General features: G+C 70.5%; 12 protein-coding genes and 2 pseudogenes. 7 read left to right on the top strand and 7 right to left on the bottom strand.

Going from position 1 to position 14821, the window contains the following annotated elements; all coding sequences use genetic code 11:
- Positions 1–508: 508 nt before the first annotated feature.
- Both serS and RNL97_RS16690 read left to right on the top strand, forming a co-directional pair.
- On the top strand, positions 509–1786 hold the full coding sequence (gene serS / locus RNL97_RS16695) for a serine--tRNA ligase (protein WP_243314424.1): 1278 nt from the start codon (positions 509–511) through the stop codon (positions 1784–1786).
- Complete coding sequence (locus RNL97_RS16690; protein ID WP_030579351.1) at positions 1783–2607, top strand: HAD family hydrolase; 825 nt, start codon at positions 1783–1785, stop codon at positions 2605–2607. Before serS ends, RNL97_RS16690 begins: the two co-directional genes overlap by 4 nt.
- 72 nt (positions 2608–2679) lie before the next feature.
- On the opposite strand, the pseudogene RNL97_RS16685 reads toward RNL97_RS16690, so the two are convergent.
- The 5 genes and pseudogenes from RNL97_RS16685 to RNL97_RS16665 all read right to left on the bottom strand — a co-directional run.
- Positions 2680–3296: pseudogene (locus tag RNL97_RS16685) on the bottom strand (hypothetical protein); the annotation flags it as partial.
- A gap of 270 nt (positions 3297–3566) precedes the next feature.
- Positions 3567–4286, bottom strand: coding sequence for an ABC transporter permease (locus RNL97_RS16680; RefSeq protein WP_006126058.1), 720 nt, complete (start codon positions 4284–4286; stop codon positions 3567–3569).
- A 30-nt stretch (positions 4287–4316) separates the two neighbouring features.
- Complete coding sequence (locus RNL97_RS16675) at positions 4317–5228, bottom strand: ABC transporter ATP-binding protein (protein WP_006126057.1); 912 nt, start codon at positions 5226–5228, stop codon at positions 4317–4319.
- Entirely contained in the window at positions 5225–6133 is a 909-nt protein-coding gene (locus RNL97_RS16670; protein ID WP_030579358.1) for an ABC transporter permease, read from the bottom strand. Before RNL97_RS16670 ends, RNL97_RS16675 begins: the two co-directional genes overlap by 4 nt.
- Positions 6123–7124, bottom strand: coding sequence for an ABC transporter ATP-binding protein (locus tag RNL97_RS16665; protein ID WP_030579361.1), 1002 nt, complete (start codon positions 7122–7124; stop codon positions 6123–6125). Before RNL97_RS16665 ends, RNL97_RS16670 begins: the two co-directional genes overlap by 11 nt.
- Positions 7125–7471: 347 nt before the next feature.
- Between RNL97_RS16665 and RNL97_RS16660 the strand changes: the two are divergent.
- The 4 genes and pseudogenes from RNL97_RS16660 to RNL97_RS16645 all read left to right on the top strand — a co-directional run.
- A pseudogene (locus RNL97_RS16660) lies at positions 7472–7603 on the top strand (M24 family metallopeptidase); the annotation flags it as partial.
- A complete protein-coding gene (locus RNL97_RS16655) occupies positions 7600–9372 on the top strand; it encodes an SDR family oxidoreductase (protein WP_313750876.1) in 1773 nt (590 codons plus the stop codon). The pseudogene RNL97_RS16660 and the gene RNL97_RS16655, both read left to right, overlap by 4 nt.
- Positions 9369–10328 (top strand): MerR family transcriptional regulator, encoded by a 960-nt coding sequence (locus tag RNL97_RS16650; protein ID WP_313750875.1) that lies wholly within the window; start codon positions 9369–9371, stop codon positions 10326–10328. Before RNL97_RS16655 ends, RNL97_RS16650 begins: the two co-directional genes overlap by 4 nt.
- Positions 10329–10476: 148 nt before the next feature.
- A complete protein-coding gene (locus RNL97_RS16645; protein ID WP_030579369.1) occupies positions 10477–11019 on the top strand; it encodes an RNA 2'-phosphotransferase in 543 nt (180 codons plus the stop codon).
- A 51-nt stretch (positions 11020–11070) separates the two neighbouring features.
- Here RNL97_RS16645 and RNL97_RS16640 read toward each other — a convergent pair whose 3' ends face one another.
- Positions 11071–11973: an LLM class flavin-dependent oxidoreductase gene (locus RNL97_RS16640; protein WP_030579372.1), complete on the bottom strand. Its 903-nt coding sequence runs from the start codon at positions 11971–11973 to the stop codon at positions 11071–11073.
- Positions 11974–12122: 149 nt separating this feature from the next.
- Here RNL97_RS16640 and RNL97_RS16635 point away from each other — a divergent pair, with 149 nt between their 5' ends.
- Positions 12123–12992 carry an HAD family hydrolase gene (locus RNL97_RS16635; protein WP_313750874.1) on the top strand — a complete coding sequence of 290 codons (870 nt, stop codon included), beginning with the start codon at positions 12123–12125 and terminating at the stop codon, positions 12990–12992.
- Between the two features lie 30 nt (positions 12993–13022).
- On the opposite strand, the gene RNL97_RS16630 is transcribed toward RNL97_RS16635, so the two are convergent.
- The gene (locus RNL97_RS16630) at positions 13023–14729 is read right to left on the bottom strand and encodes a sensor histidine kinase (RefSeq protein WP_030579378.1); all 1707 of its coding nucleotides are present in this window, start codon (positions 14727–14729) and stop codon (positions 13023–13025) included.
- Positions 14730–14821: the final 92 nt, after the last annotated feature.

Genomic DNA, 14821 nt, shown 5'->3' with positions numbered 1-14821 from the left:
GACACCCCAATGCGACATCGTCGACAAATCGATCCAGCGACCCCAGAGCCGTCCACAGTCACCTGAGGGCGCATGAGTCGCCGCACGTCCCTTCAATTCCCTTGATCAACTCTTTGGGGCGATGGAATCCCATCCGAATGAGCACGCGGGACAGGTTTGGGCGGAGATTCCATGGCACTTCGTCCACCTTCCGGAACAATGCCCCTCCGGCATCCACAGAACTTCCACACAGCCTGTGGATAACTATTCCGGCGCAGACCCCCCTGTGGACAACAGTGACGGGCGCACCCCCAACTCCCGCCCCGACCAAGGCCGGTACGTCAAGGCGAGCCGCGCCTTCTGCCCTGTTCAGGGGAGTTGACCGCCGTTATCGACCCCCTCCCCCCGCCCGATGCCACCGCCGTCCCTGATTCCTCCCCAGAAATATCAATTCCGGCAATTCGGTCATAGAGACACGCTCGGCAATATCGGTTCGAGTGCCAGAACCGCGCACCGGTAGCCTGGTGGGGTGATTGACCTTCGCCTGCTCCGTGAGGACCCCGACCGTGTTCGCGCCTCCCAGCGCGCCCGTGGAGAGGACGTCGACCTCGTCGACGCCCTGCTCTCCGCCGACGAGCTGCGCAGGTCGTCCGGCGTCCGCTTCGACGAACTCCGCGCCGAACAGAAGTCGCTCGGCAAGCTGATCCCCAAGGCCACCCCCGAGGAGCGCACCGAGCTCCTCAAGAAGGCCGAGCAGCTCAAGGCCGACGTCAAGGCGGCCGACGCCGCCCAGGACGAGGCCGACGCCGACGCCAAGCGGCTGCTGCTCCAGCTCGGCAACATCGTCCACGAGGACGTGCCGGTCGGCGGCGAGGAGGACTTCGTCGTCCTGGAGACGCACGGCACCATCCGCGACTTCGGCGCCGAGGGCTTCGAGCCCAAGGACCACCTGGAGCTCGGCGAGGCGCTCGGCGCCATCGACATGGAGCGCGGGGCGAAGGTCTCCGGCTCGCGGTTCTACTACCTCACGGGCGTCGGCGCGCTCCTGGAGCTCGCACTCGTCAACGCGGCGATCGCGCAGGCCACCGAGTCCGGCTTCACCCCGATGCTGACCCCGGCGCTGGTCCGCCCCCGCGCCATGGAGGGCACCGGCTTCCTCGGCCAGGCCGCGGAGAACGTGTACCACCTGGAGAAGGACGACTACTACCTGGTCGGCACCTCCGAGGTCCCGCTCGCCGCGTACCACATGGACGAGATCATCGACGCCGGCAAGCTGCCCCTGCGGTACGCCGGGTTCTCCCCGTGCTTCCGCCGCGAGGCCGGCACGTACGGCAAGGACACCCGCGGTATCTTCCGCGTCCACCAGTTCGACAAGGTCGAGATGTTCTCGTACGTCGACCCGGCGGACGCCGAGGCCGAGCACCGCAGGCTCCTGGAATGGGAGAAGCAGTGGCTCACCGGTCTCGAACTGCCCTTCCAGGTCATCGACGTCGCCACCGGTGACCTCGGCGCCTCGGCCTCGCGGAAGTTCGACTGCGAGGCGTGGATCCCGACCCAGGGCAAGTACCGCGAGCTGACCTCCGCGTCGAACTGCGACGGCTTCCAGGCCCGCCGCCTGTCCGTCCGGATGCGCGACGGCAAGAAGGTCCAGCCGCTGGCCACGCTCAACGGCACGCTCTGCGCCGTACCGCGCACGATCGTGGCGCTCCTGGAGAACCACCAGCTCCCCGACGGTTCGGTCCGCGTTCCCGAGGTGCTCCGTCCCTACCTGGGCGGGCGCGAGGTCCTGGAACCGGTCGCCAAGTGACCTTCCCCTACAAGCTCGTCGCGACCGACCTCGACGGCACACTGCTGCGCGGGGACGACACGGTCTCCGAGCGCACCCGCAAGGCTCTGGCCGCCGCCACGGCGGCCGGCGCCGCGCACATCATCGTCACCGGACGCGCGGTCCCCTGGACCCGGCACATCCTGGACGACCTCGGCTACGAGGGGCTCGCCGTCTGCGGTCAGGGCGCGCAGGTCTACCACGCGGGCGAGCACAAGCTGCTGACCTCGCTGACCCTGGACCGGCAGCTCGCCGGTCTCGCGCTGTCCAAGATCGAGGCGGAGGTCGGCCCGCTGCATCTGGCGGCCAGCCGCGACGGTCTCGAGGGCGAAGTGCTGGTCGGCCCCGGCTACCAGGTGCAGGAGGGGCCCCTTCCCTATCTCTTCGTGGATGACGCCACCGAGATGTGGACGGCCCCGCTCAACAAGGTCTACATCCAGCACCCGGAGCTGGACGACGACGCGCTGGCCCTCGCCGCGCGGGCGGCCGTCGGCAGCCTGGTCGACGTGGTCATGGCCGGGGCCGGAGTGGTCGAGATCCTGCCACTGGGCCTGAGCAAGGCGACCGGCCTCTCGCTGGCCGCCCGCCGGCTCGGGGTGAAGGCGGCCGACACGATCGCCTTCGGCGACATGCCGAACGACATCCCGATGTTCGGCTGGGCCCACCACGGCGTGGCCATGGCCAACGCCCACGACGACCTGAAGGCCGTCGCCCACGAGATCACGGCGTCCAACGAGGACGACGGCATCGCGGTGGTGCTGGAGGAGCTGCTCCGCTCGGCGGCCGTACAGCCCGTGCGGTAGGACGCACCACCCGCAGCCCGGAAAGCGCGACAGCGGCCCGGCACCGTTTCCCACGGTGCCGGGCCGCCTCACTCAGCGCTGCCCGCGCTGCCCGTTACGGCGACGCAGGTCCTTCAGCTGCCCCGCGAAGGCGTCCATCCGCCCGTCCAGCCGCACGACGTCCTGCTGCACATCCGTCAGCCGCAGACTCATCGCCCCGACCACTTGATGCGTCATCTCCACCTTCCGGTCCAGGCCGTCGAGCCGCTCCGACATCCGCACCAGCACCGGCCCGAGCTCCTGCAGCGCACTGCCGACTCCGGTGAGGCAGCGCTCGATGCCGTGACGCGCTGGTCGAGGGAGGCGTACTGCGTGCGGAGCGACTCCTCGGCGTCGAGGAGGTACGTGCGCACGCAGCGGGCGATGTCGCTGTCGCGAAGAAGCATCGCGATGTCGAGGACGGTCCGACGGGTGTAGAGCCGCACTTGCGTGGCTGCCTGTGGATAACTTTCCACCCCGCCACGGCCCCATAGCGACACCATGTCGCTATGGAAGGATCGCAGCTCAGCGCCGCGCAGCACGCGCAGACCGTTTTCGGCGAGCTCCTCCTGATGCCGGTCGGTCAGCCTCCTGACCGCCCCTGTGGATATTTCGAAGTAACGAACAACCTCCTCTGTGCGAACGGGAAATCCGTCCGGGAGCATGACAAGGGGCGACTTCCGTGGGCATGGGTATGCCTTCGTACGAGGGAATGACGAGGACGGCCCACACCCCGGGCGGCTGAGCCTCACCCGGTGCCGGCATTCCCCGATTTCACGATCGCTACGACGCCACGGATTCCAGTTGCCTCCACGCACCGTGCTCAACGACCCGATAAACAATGGCACGCACACGTCTGTCCGGTCATACGACGACCCCCGCCCTTGCCAGGACAAGGGCGGGGGTCGTCGGGACGCAGCGGTGGGCTCAGGCCGGGAGCCTCACTCCTCGCCCGCCAGCTTCAGCGCCCGCAGCTTCTGGCCCGCGTACCAGGTGGCGGCGGCCGTGACGACGACCAGCAGGACCGTGGCGAGCGGCAGGCCGACCTCCGAGGTCACCGCGCCGTCGCCCGCGACCTTCTGGGCCACCGCCAGGGACCACTGCTGGACGCTGAGCGTCCGCGCACCGGCCACCAGGCTGCCGAAGAGGGCCTCCCAGACCAGCGCGTAGACCAGGCCGAGGACGACCGCGTGCCGGCTGACCGTGCCGAGCAGCAGGAACAGGGCGCTGTAGGCGATCGAGGCGACCAGTGCCGCGATCGTGTAGGCGACCGCGATCTGCTGGCCGTTGCCGTTGAGGATCAGCCCCGCGAGCAGCGTCGGCAGCGCCGAGAACACCATGGTCACCGCGATGGCCACGATCAGCTTGGTGAAGATGATCGTGGGCCGCTTCACCGGCTTGGCGAGCAGGTAGACGATCGAGCCGTCGTCGATCTCGGGGCCGATCGCCCCGGTGCCCGCGATCACGCCGATCAGCGGCACCATCGTGGCGATGGCGAAGCCGCCGAGGACGTTCGAGGCGATCTGGTCGTCGGCCCCGGCGAACATGCGCACGGCCGCGGCGATGAGCAGCAGCAGGGCGGGCAGGACGAACAGGATGGCGGCCCGGCGCCGGCCGAGCAGGGCCCGGTAGGTGAGCCGGGCGACTGTGGGGTCGTACATGACGGTGCACAGCTCCTTTCAGGCCACTACTCAGGCCGCTACGAGATAGGAAAAGACCGATTCGAGGGACTCGTCGGACGGCGAGACGGTGAGCAGCCGGATGCCCTGCTCACGGGCGACCTTCGGCAGCAGTTCGGTGAACCGCCCGAAGTCGACGGCCTGGATGCGCAGCGCCTTCTCGGTCAGGTCGACCTCGATGCCCGCCGTGGAGGGGTCGGCGATGAGCGCGGCCGCGAGGGCCCGGTCGTCGCTGGAGCGCACCAGATAGCGGTGCGGCCGGTCCTTCATCAGCCGGCGGATCTTGCGGAAGTCTCCGGAGGCGGCGTGCCGGCCCGCCACGATCACCTCGATGTGCGAGGCCAGTTGCTCGACCTCTTCGAGGATGTGCGAGGAGAACAGGACCGTGCGGCCTTCGGCACCCATCCGCCGCAGCAGCTCCATCAGCTGCATCCGCTGGCGCGGGTCCATTCCGTTGAACGGTTCGTCCAGGAGCAGCACCGAGGGCTCGTGGACCAGCGCGGAGGCCATCTTCACGCGCTGGCGCATGCCCTTGCTGTACGTGGCGATCTTGCGGTCCTGCGCGTACTCCATCTGGACCGTGGCGAGCGCCCTCTGCGCCTCGGCCCCGCCCAGACCCTGGAGTTCGGCGTTGGCGACGACGAATTCCTTGCCGGTGAGGAAGTCGTACATCCCTTCCCGCTCCGGGACGATGCCGATCTCCTTGTAGACGGCCTCGTTGCGCCAGATCGTCCGGCCGTCGAGCGTGACCTTCCCGGTCGAGGGGGCGAGGAATCCGCCCATCATGTTGATGAGGGTGGACTTTCCGGCGCCGTTCGGGCCGAGGAGTCCGGTGACGCCGGGGCCCACGGTCATGGAGACGTCGTTGACGGCGACCACGTTGCCGAACCAGCGCGAGGTGTGGTCGATCTCGATGGTGGTCACAGCCCGACCCTCCGGTAGCGGCGCATCAGGACGGCGTACGAGCCGGCGACGAGCGCGAGAACAACGATCAGGTAGACCACGCCGACTCCGGCGCCGGGGCCTTCCCCTCCGGGGAAGGCGGAGGTCGCGCCGAGGAACGCGGTCTGGACGCCGTCGATCAGGGTGATCGGCGAGAAGAGGCCGAGCCACTGCACGGCGCCTTCCGACCCGGTCTCCCAGGCGATGGCCTGGACCGTGGAGACGGCGCCGTAGGTGATGGTCAGGAGGGCGATCACCGCGGCGACGCCGAAGCCGCGCCGCGGGGTGAGGGCGGCCATCACCAGGCCGAGCCCGGCGAACAGCACGGACAGCAGCGCCACCGACACCAGCCCCTGGCCGAACCACTTGGTCTGATCGGCGAAGTCGAACTTCGCGAGCAGAGAGCCCACATAGAGGATGAGCAGCGGCGCACCGGTGAGGATGAAGAGCGCGGAGGCGGTGGCGGCGAACTTCGCGATCACGTAGTCGGCGTGTTCGATCGGCCGCGAGAAGTACAGGGGGACGCTCTTGAAGCGGAGGTCCCTGGATACCGCCTGCGGGGCCTGGGCGGCGATGAAGAGGCCGATGACGGCCTGGAGGTAGATCGCGTACGAGGTGTACTTGACCACCAGCTTGCTGGCGTCGGGCGCGGCCATGGAGACCGCCACCAGAATCGCCGCGACCAGCGCCATCACGCCGAACAGCAGCATGGGCAGCACCTTGGACTTGGCGGAACGGCCCAGTCCGAAGGAGCCCCGCAGGGTCTGCGAGAACAGGGAGCGGCGGGCGTACGCCCGGCCGAGCCGCGGTCCGTCGTAGGAGCGGTAGCCGATGTTGTGGATCCGGGAGGCGTCGCCCCCGGCCGCGGCCTTGGTCTCAGTGCTCATCGCGACCGCTTCCCTTCTGCTGGACGGCCGCGGCGGTGGCGGCGGCCGGGACGGCGGCGGCCTGCGCCGCGCCCTGTTCGGTACGGAAGACCTCGGCGATCTGGTGGCGGCGCTGTTCCATGCGGACCAGGCCGAGCCCGAGCCCGGCGACGCTGTCGCGGACCACGTCGTACGTCTCCTCGCCCGTCGCCTCGATCAGCAGGATGTGGCCCGCGCCCGGCAGCCCCTCCGTGTCGATCCCGTCGTGGCCGATGAGCGTGACCCCGGCGTCGGTGAGGACCTTGCGCAGCGCACCGGTGCCGTCGGGGTGGGTGTCGCTGTCGGTCACCTCGACCGCGAGGGTCGCGGTGGTCTGGGTGAAGTCGCTGGTGGAGCTGGAGCGCAGGAGCGTTCCGCCGTCGATGACGACGACGTGGTCGCAGGTGCGTTCCAGCTCGCCGAGGAGGTGCGAGGTCACCAGCACGGAGATGCCGAAGTCGGTGTGGATCCGCCGGATCAGCCCGAGCATCTCGTCCCGGCCGACCGGGTCGAGGCCGTTGGTCGGCTCGTCGAGCAGGACCAGCTGGGGGTCGTGGACCAGCGCCTGGGCCAGCTTCACCCGCTGCTTCATGCCGGTCGAGTAGCCGCCGATGGGGCGGTAGCGCTCCTCGTAGAGGCCGACGTGGCGCAGGGTGTCGGCCGTCCGTTCGCGGGCCGCCGTGGGCGGCAGCCCCGACATGCGCGCCATGTGCACGACGAACTCCGTCGCCGAGACGTCGGGCGGCAGGCAGTCGTGCTCGGGCATGTATCCCACCCGTTCCCGGATGGCGGCGCCGCTGGTCGCGACGTCGAGCCCGAGCACCGCGGCCCGGCCTTCGGTGGCGGGGGAGAGACCCAGCAGGATCTTGATCAGTGTGGACTTGCCGGCTCCGTTGGAACCCACCAGACCGGTCACACCCGGTCCGATGTCCAACGTGAGCCGGTCAAGCGCGGTCACCCGGGGGAACCGCATGCTCAGGGCTTCGGTAGCGATTACGGCTGTCACGGAAATGACGTTAGTGGCGCGGACCACAGGGGTCGTCAGCCCTGACGGTTGGATCCACGTCAGCCTCCAGGTGTACACGCCCGTAGGGGGATGCGTCGTGGATCCGCCGCGGAGCCAGGGTTTTCCACAGGCCGTGCACACCCCTTGACGCAGCCGTCGGACATTGTCACATTCATCAGTGTCACGTTACGGGCGCGTACCGCACACGGCAGGGAACGGACGGTGGCATGACCGGCTTGGCCAAGGCAGTGCAGGCCACAGAGACCCCGGAGCTGGGGGGTTCAGAGAGGTTCAGCGCCTCGCCTACGCCTGCGCGGGGTACGGGCGCGAAGTTCGAGGAGATCCTGGTCGTCACCGACTCCAGGGACCCCGAGCAGAGCGCCTTCTGGCTGGACGACGATCTGCCGCATGTGCGGCGCTGGGCCGAGGAGAAGGTGGCGGCGTGAATCTGTCTCAGGCACGTGAGCGGACCGTGCGTACGGGAGGCGTCGAGCTGTGCGTCGCCGAGCTGGGCGACGCGGGCCGGCCGACCGTGGTGCTGGTCCACGGCTATCCGGACAGCAAGGAGGTCTGGTCGGACGTCGCCGTACGCCTCGCCGAGCACTGGCATGTGGTGCTGTACGACGTGCGGGGCCACGGCAGGTCCACCGCCCCGAAGCCGCTGCGCGGCGGCTTCACCCTGGAGAAGCTGACCGATGACTTCCTCGCCGTGATCGACACGGTCAGCCCGGACCGGCCGGTGCACGTGGTCGGTCACGACTGGGGGTCCGTCCAGTCCTGGGAGTTCGTCACGGTCGGCCGGGCCGAGGGCCGGATCGCCTCCTTCACCTCGATGTCCGGGCCGTCCCTCGACCACTTCGGGCACTGGATCAAGCGCCGCATGGCCCGCCCCACCCCGCGCAAGGTGGGCCAACTGCTCGGCCAGGGAGCGAAATCCTGGTACGTGTACATGCTCCACACGCCCGTCCTGCCGGAGCTCGCCTGGCGCGGGCCGCTCGGCAAGCGCTGGCCGGGGATCCTGGAGCGGCTGGAGAAGGTCCCCGCCGGCGACTACCCCACCGCCTCCCTGCCGAACGACGCGGCGCACGGCGCCTGGCTCTACCGCGACAACATCCGTGCCCGGCTGAGCAGGCCCCGCCCGGACGCCTACGCCCACGCACCGGTCCAGCTGATCACCCCCACCGGGGACTCCTTCCTCTCCGAGCGGCTCTACGACGGACTTGAGGACTGGGTCCCCACGCTGGTACGCCGCTCGCTGCCGGCCAAGCACTGGGTGCCCCGCACCCGGCCGGACCAGCTCGCGTCCTGGATCGACGAGTTCGTCACCGCGAACGAGTCCGCCGCGCGGGACGGCGGGCCCGTGCAGCGGGCGGTGGCGCAGGGGCCCTATGCCGAGCGGTTCGGCGGTCAGCTGGTCCTGGTGACGGGCGCGGCCTCCGGGATCGGGCGGGCCACGGCGTTCGCGTTCGCCGAGGCGGGCGCCCGGATCGTGGCCGTGGACCGCGACGCGGCGGGCGCCGCCCGCACCGCGGAGATGGCGCGCCTGATCGGGTCCCCCGCGGCCTGGGGCGAGGCCGTGGACGTCAGCGACGAGGCCGAGATGGAGAAGCTCGCCACCCGGGTCGCCGCCGAGTACGGAATCGTCGACGTCCTGGTCAACAACGCCGGGATCGGGCTCTCCGGGTCCTTCCTGGAGACCACGAGCGACGAGTGGAAGAAGGTCCTCGACGTCAATCTGTGGGGAGTCATCCACGGCTGCCGGTTCTTCGGCAAGCAGATGGCGGACCGGGGTCAGGGCGGCCACATCGTCAACACCGCTTCGGCCGCGGCCTTCCAGCCCTCCCGGGTGCTGCCCGCGTACAGCACGTCGAAGGCGGCGGTGCTGATGCTCAGCGAGTGCCTGCGGGCCGAGTTGGCGGAGAAGTCGATCGGCGTGAGCGCGATATGCCCCGGCATCGTCAACACCAACATCACCTCCACCGCACGGTTCGCCGGGGTCGACGCGGCGGAGGAGGAGCGGCTGCGGAAGCGGACGAGCCGGCTCTACGGCCGGCGCAACTACCCGCCGGAGAAGGTCGCCGACGCGATCCTGCGGGCGGTCGTGCGCAACCAGGCCGTGGTCCCGGTGACCCCGGAGGCGCGCGGCGCCCGGTTGCTGTCCCGGCTGAGCCCGGGGACGCTGCGCTCCGTCGCCCGGCTGAAGCCGCCGCTGTGACCGGGGCCCGGACGGAAGCGGGGGCCGGAGCCCCCGAGTACCGGATCGAGGACCTCGCGCACGCCAGCGGGGCCACGGTACGCACGATCCGTGCCTATCAGGACCGGGGGCTGCTCCCGACGCCCGAGCGGCGTGGCCGGGCCAATGTGTACCGCAAGGCCCATCTGGCCCGGCTGCGGCAGATCGCGGACCTGCTCGACCGGGGCTACACCCTGGCCAGCATCAAGGAGTTGCTGGAGGCGTGGGACGCCGGGCGAGGGCTCGGCGGGGTGCTCGGGCTCGTCGCGGAGGTGCAGGGGCCGTGGACGGACGAGGAGGCGGACCGGATCACCCGAACGGAGCTGGACGCGAAGTTCGGCGGCGCGCAGGACGACGAGGCGATCGCGGAGGCCGTGGCGCTCGGCGTGCTGGAGCGGATCCCGGACAAGGCCGACGAGTTCCTCGTACCGAGTCCGCAAGAACTTTCGGTCGCGGTCGAGTTGCACGCCGCCGGGGTGCCGCTCACGGCAATCTCCGGCCATCTGCGGGAACTTCGCGGCCAGGTCGAGCACATAGCCTCCCGTTTCCTGGAGTTCACCACCGAGCACGTCTTCGCCCGCTATCTGGGCCACCGGCCGCCCACCGACGCCGACGCGGCAGAGGCGACGTCGATGGTGCGCCGCCTGCGGCCACTCGCGCAGCAGACGGTGGACGCCGAACTAGCCCGTGCTATGCGATTGTTCGCCACGCGGCACCTGCAACACCACCTGAGCGCCCAAGAAAGCCCCATCGAAGGGGGCGAGACCCGCCCGGTGCTCCTGCCGCGCCGGACAACGCAGGCTGTGCAGAAACTTGTTGGCGCCGATCAGGTGGCAGCGTTCATCGCGGCAGCGGCCGAACGCGAGGTTCAGGCACGCACCTTGGACGCACTTGCCTCATCTCACGCAACAGCCAACAAAGTTGGTGAAAAAGGCTGAATTGAACGCCGGTTGTCCACAGAGACGCCAAATAGCCTGTGGATAAGTCAAGTTGGCTGTGGATCAAACATCGGCGCGGAGAAAGACGAAAAGAAGCCTGTAAGAAATCCGGATGCACCGATGAACCGCGCACAGGCACTCTGGCGGGATGGACGAACGTCGCACCGTCAAGGTGTCCAAGTACCTCTCGAAACATCTGCGGCACCAGCCGGAGCGCATCGGCATCACGCTCGACGAGAACGGCTGGGTCGGCGTCGGGACGCTGCTGAGCGCGGCGGCCTCCCACGGCTTCACCATCAGCCGCGCCGAGCTCGACCACGTGGTCGCCGTCAACGACAAGCGCCGCTTCACGGTCGACGGCGACCGCATCCGCGCCCATCAGGGCCACACCGTCTCCGTGGACCTGGACCTGCCGCCGGCCGAACCGCCCGCGTACCTCTACCACGGCACGGTCGCCCGGGTGATGGACGCGATCCGGGCCGAGGGCCTGCGCCCCATGACCCGCCACCACGTGCACCTGTCGCCCGACCGGGAGACGGCCACCCGGGTCGGCGCCCGCCGCGGCCGCCCCCTCGTCCTCACCGTGGACGCGGGCGCGATGCACCGTGCCGGGCACGTCTTCCGGGTCAGCGCCAACGGTGTCTGGCTCGCCGACGCCGTACCGCCGAATTTCCTGCTCCTGCGCGGCTGAAGGGCCCCGGGAGCGGGAACCGCCGGGCCTGCGCCGGCCGGGCCGTTCGGCCTACGCCAGCTGCGCCGGTGCCTCGGTGGCGATGCGCTCGAAGACCTTCGGGTCGACGTCGAAGACCGAGTCCGGGACCGGGGCGTGGAGAACGATCTCGGTGAAGCCCAGCTCCGCGTGGCGTCCCGCGAAGTCGACGAACGCGTCCACGGACTCCAGCGGGGAGGTGCGGTCCGGGGTGAAGCCGGTCAGCAGGATCCGGTCCGGCTCCGAGGCGTCCCGGCCGATCTCCGCGCAGGCCGCCGAGAACTTCTCGCTCTGCGCCCGCAGCGCGGCCCGCGACTCCTCCGGGGTGCCGTTCTCGTACAGCTTCGGGTCGCCGGTGGTGACCCACGCCTGCCCGTGGCGGGCGGCGAGCTTCAGCCCGCGCGGCCCGGTGGCGGCGACCGCGAAGGGCAGCCGGGGCCGCTGGACACAGCCGGGGATGTTCCGGGCCTCGTCCGCGGTGTAGTAGGTCCCGCGCTCGGTCACCGCGTCCTCGGTGAGCAGGCGGTCCAGGAGGGTTACGAACTCGGCGAACCGGTCGGCACGTTCGCGCGGGGTCCAGGCATCCTGGCCCAGCGCGGTGGCGTCGAATCCGCTGCCTCCGGCTCCGATGCCGAGCGTGATCCGGCCGCCCGAGATGTCGTCCAGGGAGATCAGCTCCTTGGCCAGCGTGACGGGGTGGCGGAAGTTCGGCGAGGTCACGAGGGTGCCCAGCCGCAGGCGCTCGGTGGCCGTCGCCGCGGCGGTGAGCGTGGGCAGGGCCCCGAACCACGGGCCGTCCCGGAAGGTCCGCCAGGACAGGTGGTCGTAGGTGTAAGCCGTGTGGAAGCCCAGCTCCTCCGCGCGCCGCCAGCGGTCGCGACCGCCCTCGTTCCAGCGGTGGACGGGAAGAATCACGGTGCTCAGACGGGGGTTCATGCCTCTGAGCCTACGACCGTGCCCTCGCTCCGCGCCCCCTCGATGGCTTTGGCATATGCCAGAGGACTTTTCCGCAGATCAGCGGCTCCACCCACTCAAATGTGCGCCCCTTCGCACGCCCGTGCACTCTCGTGGGCGAGAATGGCCCGGTGACCTCAGTGACCGATACGCCTATTCCCGCCGTGACCCGGCTGATCGCCACCGACCTCGACGGCACCCTGCTGCGCGACGACAAGACGCTGTCCGCGCGCACCGTCGCGGCCCTCACGGCAGCCGAGGAGGCCGGGATCGAGGTCTTCTTCGTCACCGGCAGGCCGGCCCGCTGGATGGACGTCGTACGGAACCACGTCCAGAGCCACGGCACGGCGATCTGCGCCAACGGCGCCGTGGTCACCGATCTGCGGACGGACGGCGACCTCCTGGCCGTACGGGCGCTGGAGCGGGACGCCGCCCTCCACGTCGTGCGCACCCTGCGCGAGGCGGCCCCCGGCGCCTCCTTCGCCGTCGAGATGACCACCGGCATCAACTACGAACCGTCCTACCCGCCGTTCCACCTGGACCCGGGAGCCACGGTGGCCGTCGCCGAGAAGCTGCTGCACGAGGACACCCCGGGCGCCGGCGCGCCCGTGCTCAAGCTGCTGGCCCACCACACCGAGCTGGCGCCCGACGCGTTCCTCGCCCTGGCCCGTGCGACGGCCGGCGACCGGGCGTCCATCACCCGCTCCAGCCCGACCGCGCTGCTGGAGGTCAGCGGGCTCGGCGTCTCCAAGGCCACGACCCTGGCCGCCTGTTGTGCCGAGCGCGGCATCTCTCCCGACGAGGTGGTCGCCTTCGGCGACATGCCCAACGACATCGAGATGCTCAGCTGGGCCGGTGCCTCCTTCGCCATGGGCAATGCCCACCCGGACGTGCTGGCCGCCGCCACGGGCCGGACCGCGGCCAACGAGCAGGACGGGGTGGCCCTCGTCATCGAGCGGATCCTCGCCGCCCGCGCGGAGGGCCGCACCGAGGCCCGCTGAAACCTTTCGGCACAACGGGTAGGCGACCGCTCACAGCGGCGCCTCCCACACCACCGTCGTACCGCCGCCGCCCTCCCCGATGCCCGGCTCGATCCGGCTCGACCCGCCCAGGGACTCGGCCCGGCGGGCCAGGTTGCGCAGACCGCTGCGGCGGCCGCCCTGCGGGATGCCGACCCCGTCGTCGGCGACCGAGAGCCGTACCGCGGCCCGCCCGTCCGGCAGCGTCACCGTCGCGTCCACGACCACATCGATCAGCGACGCCTCCGCGTGCCGGAAGGCGTTGGAGAGGGCCTCGCGCAACGCGGCGACCAGGTTCTTGCCGGTCAGCTCCCCGACGAGCGAGTCCACGGGGCCCAGAAAGCGGTGCGACGGCTTGAAACCGAGCGGGACGGCCGCCATGTTGATCTCCCGCAGGACGCGGGTACGCAGCCCCGAGGGGGCTTCGGCCGGCTCCTGCTGGAGCGCGAAGATCGCCGTACGGATCTCCTGGATCGTCACGTCCAGCTCGTCGACCGCCCGGCCGACACCGGTCCGCACCTCCGGCACCACCGATCTGCGCTGGGCGCTCTCCAGCATCATCCCGGTGGCGAACAGCCGCTGGATGACCAGGTCGTGGAGGTCGCGGGCGATCCGGTCGCGGTCCTCGTACACCGCGAGCCGCTCCCGGTCCCGCTGCGCCTCGGCCATCATCAGCGCCAGCGCCGCCTGGGAGGCGAACTGCGCGGCGAGCGTCCGCTCGGCCGCCGTGAACGGGCGCGCGCCCCGGGAGCGGGGAGTGGCCAGCGCGCCGAGCACCCGGCCGCCGCTCTGGAGCGGCAGCAGCATGCTGGGGCCGAACCGGTCGGCCAGTCGCGTCACCATCCGGCCGTCGGAGGCCGAGTCGTCGATGAACACCGCCTCACCCGCGAGGAGTTTCGCCACCACCGCGCTCCGGCCGGGGATGATCACCCCGAGCGAGGACGAGGGGTCGTCGGACGATACGGCGACGATCTCCAGACCGCCCCCCTCAGCGGGCAGCAGCACGATCCCGGCGGCGGCGTCGGCAAGCCGGCGGGCCTGTTCGGCGACCACGGACAGGGCCTCATCGGCGTCCCCGCCCGACAGGAGCGCCGTCGTGACCGCCACCGAACCGTCGATCCAGTGCTCCCGTTGCCGCGCCGCCTCGTACAGCCGGGCGTTGCCGATGGCGATCCCGGCCTCCGTGGCGAGCACCCGGACCATGTGGAGGTCGTAGTCGCTGAACTCCGCGCCGCCGTGCTTCTCGGTGAGGTAGAGGTTGCCGAAGATCTCCCCCTGGACTCGGATGGGCACCCCGAGAAAGGACCGCATCCGGGGGTGCCCCGGGGGAAACCCGGCGGACCGCGGGTCGGTGGACAGGTCGGCCAGCCGGACCGGGGCGGTGTCGTGGATCAGCGCGCCGAGCAGACCCCGCCGGCCGTCGGGCCGTCGCCCGATCTCCTCGGCCACGTCCTGAGGGACGCCGTAGGTGACGAAGTCCGAAAGACCCTCGCCCCCCTCGTCGACGACGCCGATGGCCGCGTACCGGGCGTGGGCCAGCTCGGCGGCCGTCTCGCAGATCCGGTCCAGAGTGGAGTGCAGTTCCAACCCCGCGCCGACGGACCGCATCGCCTCCAGGAGCTGCGGCACCCGCGCGGTCAGTTCGGTGGACAGCCCCTGGAGGCTGCGGGTGGCCCGGGTGGCGGCGTCGAGGGAGTCCTTCGGGTCGGGCTCTGCCATGGCCCGAGCCTAGTTAGTCCCGATTCAGGGCGAAAGTCGGGAATACACCTGCTGCCCGCCGGGCGCCGGCGTCCGACGCCCCGCCTGCGGCC

This window comes from Streptomyces parvus (assembly GCF_032121415.1).
Classification (GTDB): domain Bacteria; phylum Actinomycetota; class Actinomycetes; order Streptomycetales; family Streptomycetaceae; genus Streptomyces; species Streptomyces globisporus_A.
The sequence above is the reverse complement of the archived record's forward strand: the minus strand, read 5'-3'. Positions and strand labels throughout refer to the sequence as shown.

Coding starts and splice junctions, on each gene's coding strand:
- RNL97_RS16645 (WP_030579369.1), top strand. CDS start 10,477: ATGGACGAACGTCGCACCGTCAAGGTGTCCAAGTACCTCTCGAAACAT.
- RNL97_RS16630 (WP_030579378.1), bottom strand. CDS start 14,729: ATGGCAGAGCCCGACCCGAAGGACTCCCTCGACGCCGCCACCCGGGCC.
- RNL97_RS16665 (WP_030579361.1), bottom strand. CDS start 7,124: ATGCGGTTCCCCCGGGTGACCGCGCTTGACCGGCTCACGTTGGACATC.
- RNL97_RS16640 (WP_030579372.1), bottom strand. CDS start 11,973: ATGAACCCCCGTCTGAGCACCGTGATTCTTCCCGTCCACCGCTGGAAC.
- RNL97_RS16670 (WP_030579358.1), bottom strand. CDS start 6,133: ATGAGCACTGAGACCAAGGCCGCGGCCGGGGGCGACGCCTCCCGGATC.
- RNL97_RS16680 (WP_006126058.1), bottom strand. CDS start 4,286: ATGTACGACCCCACAGTCGCCCGGCTCACCTACCGGGCCCTGCTCGGC.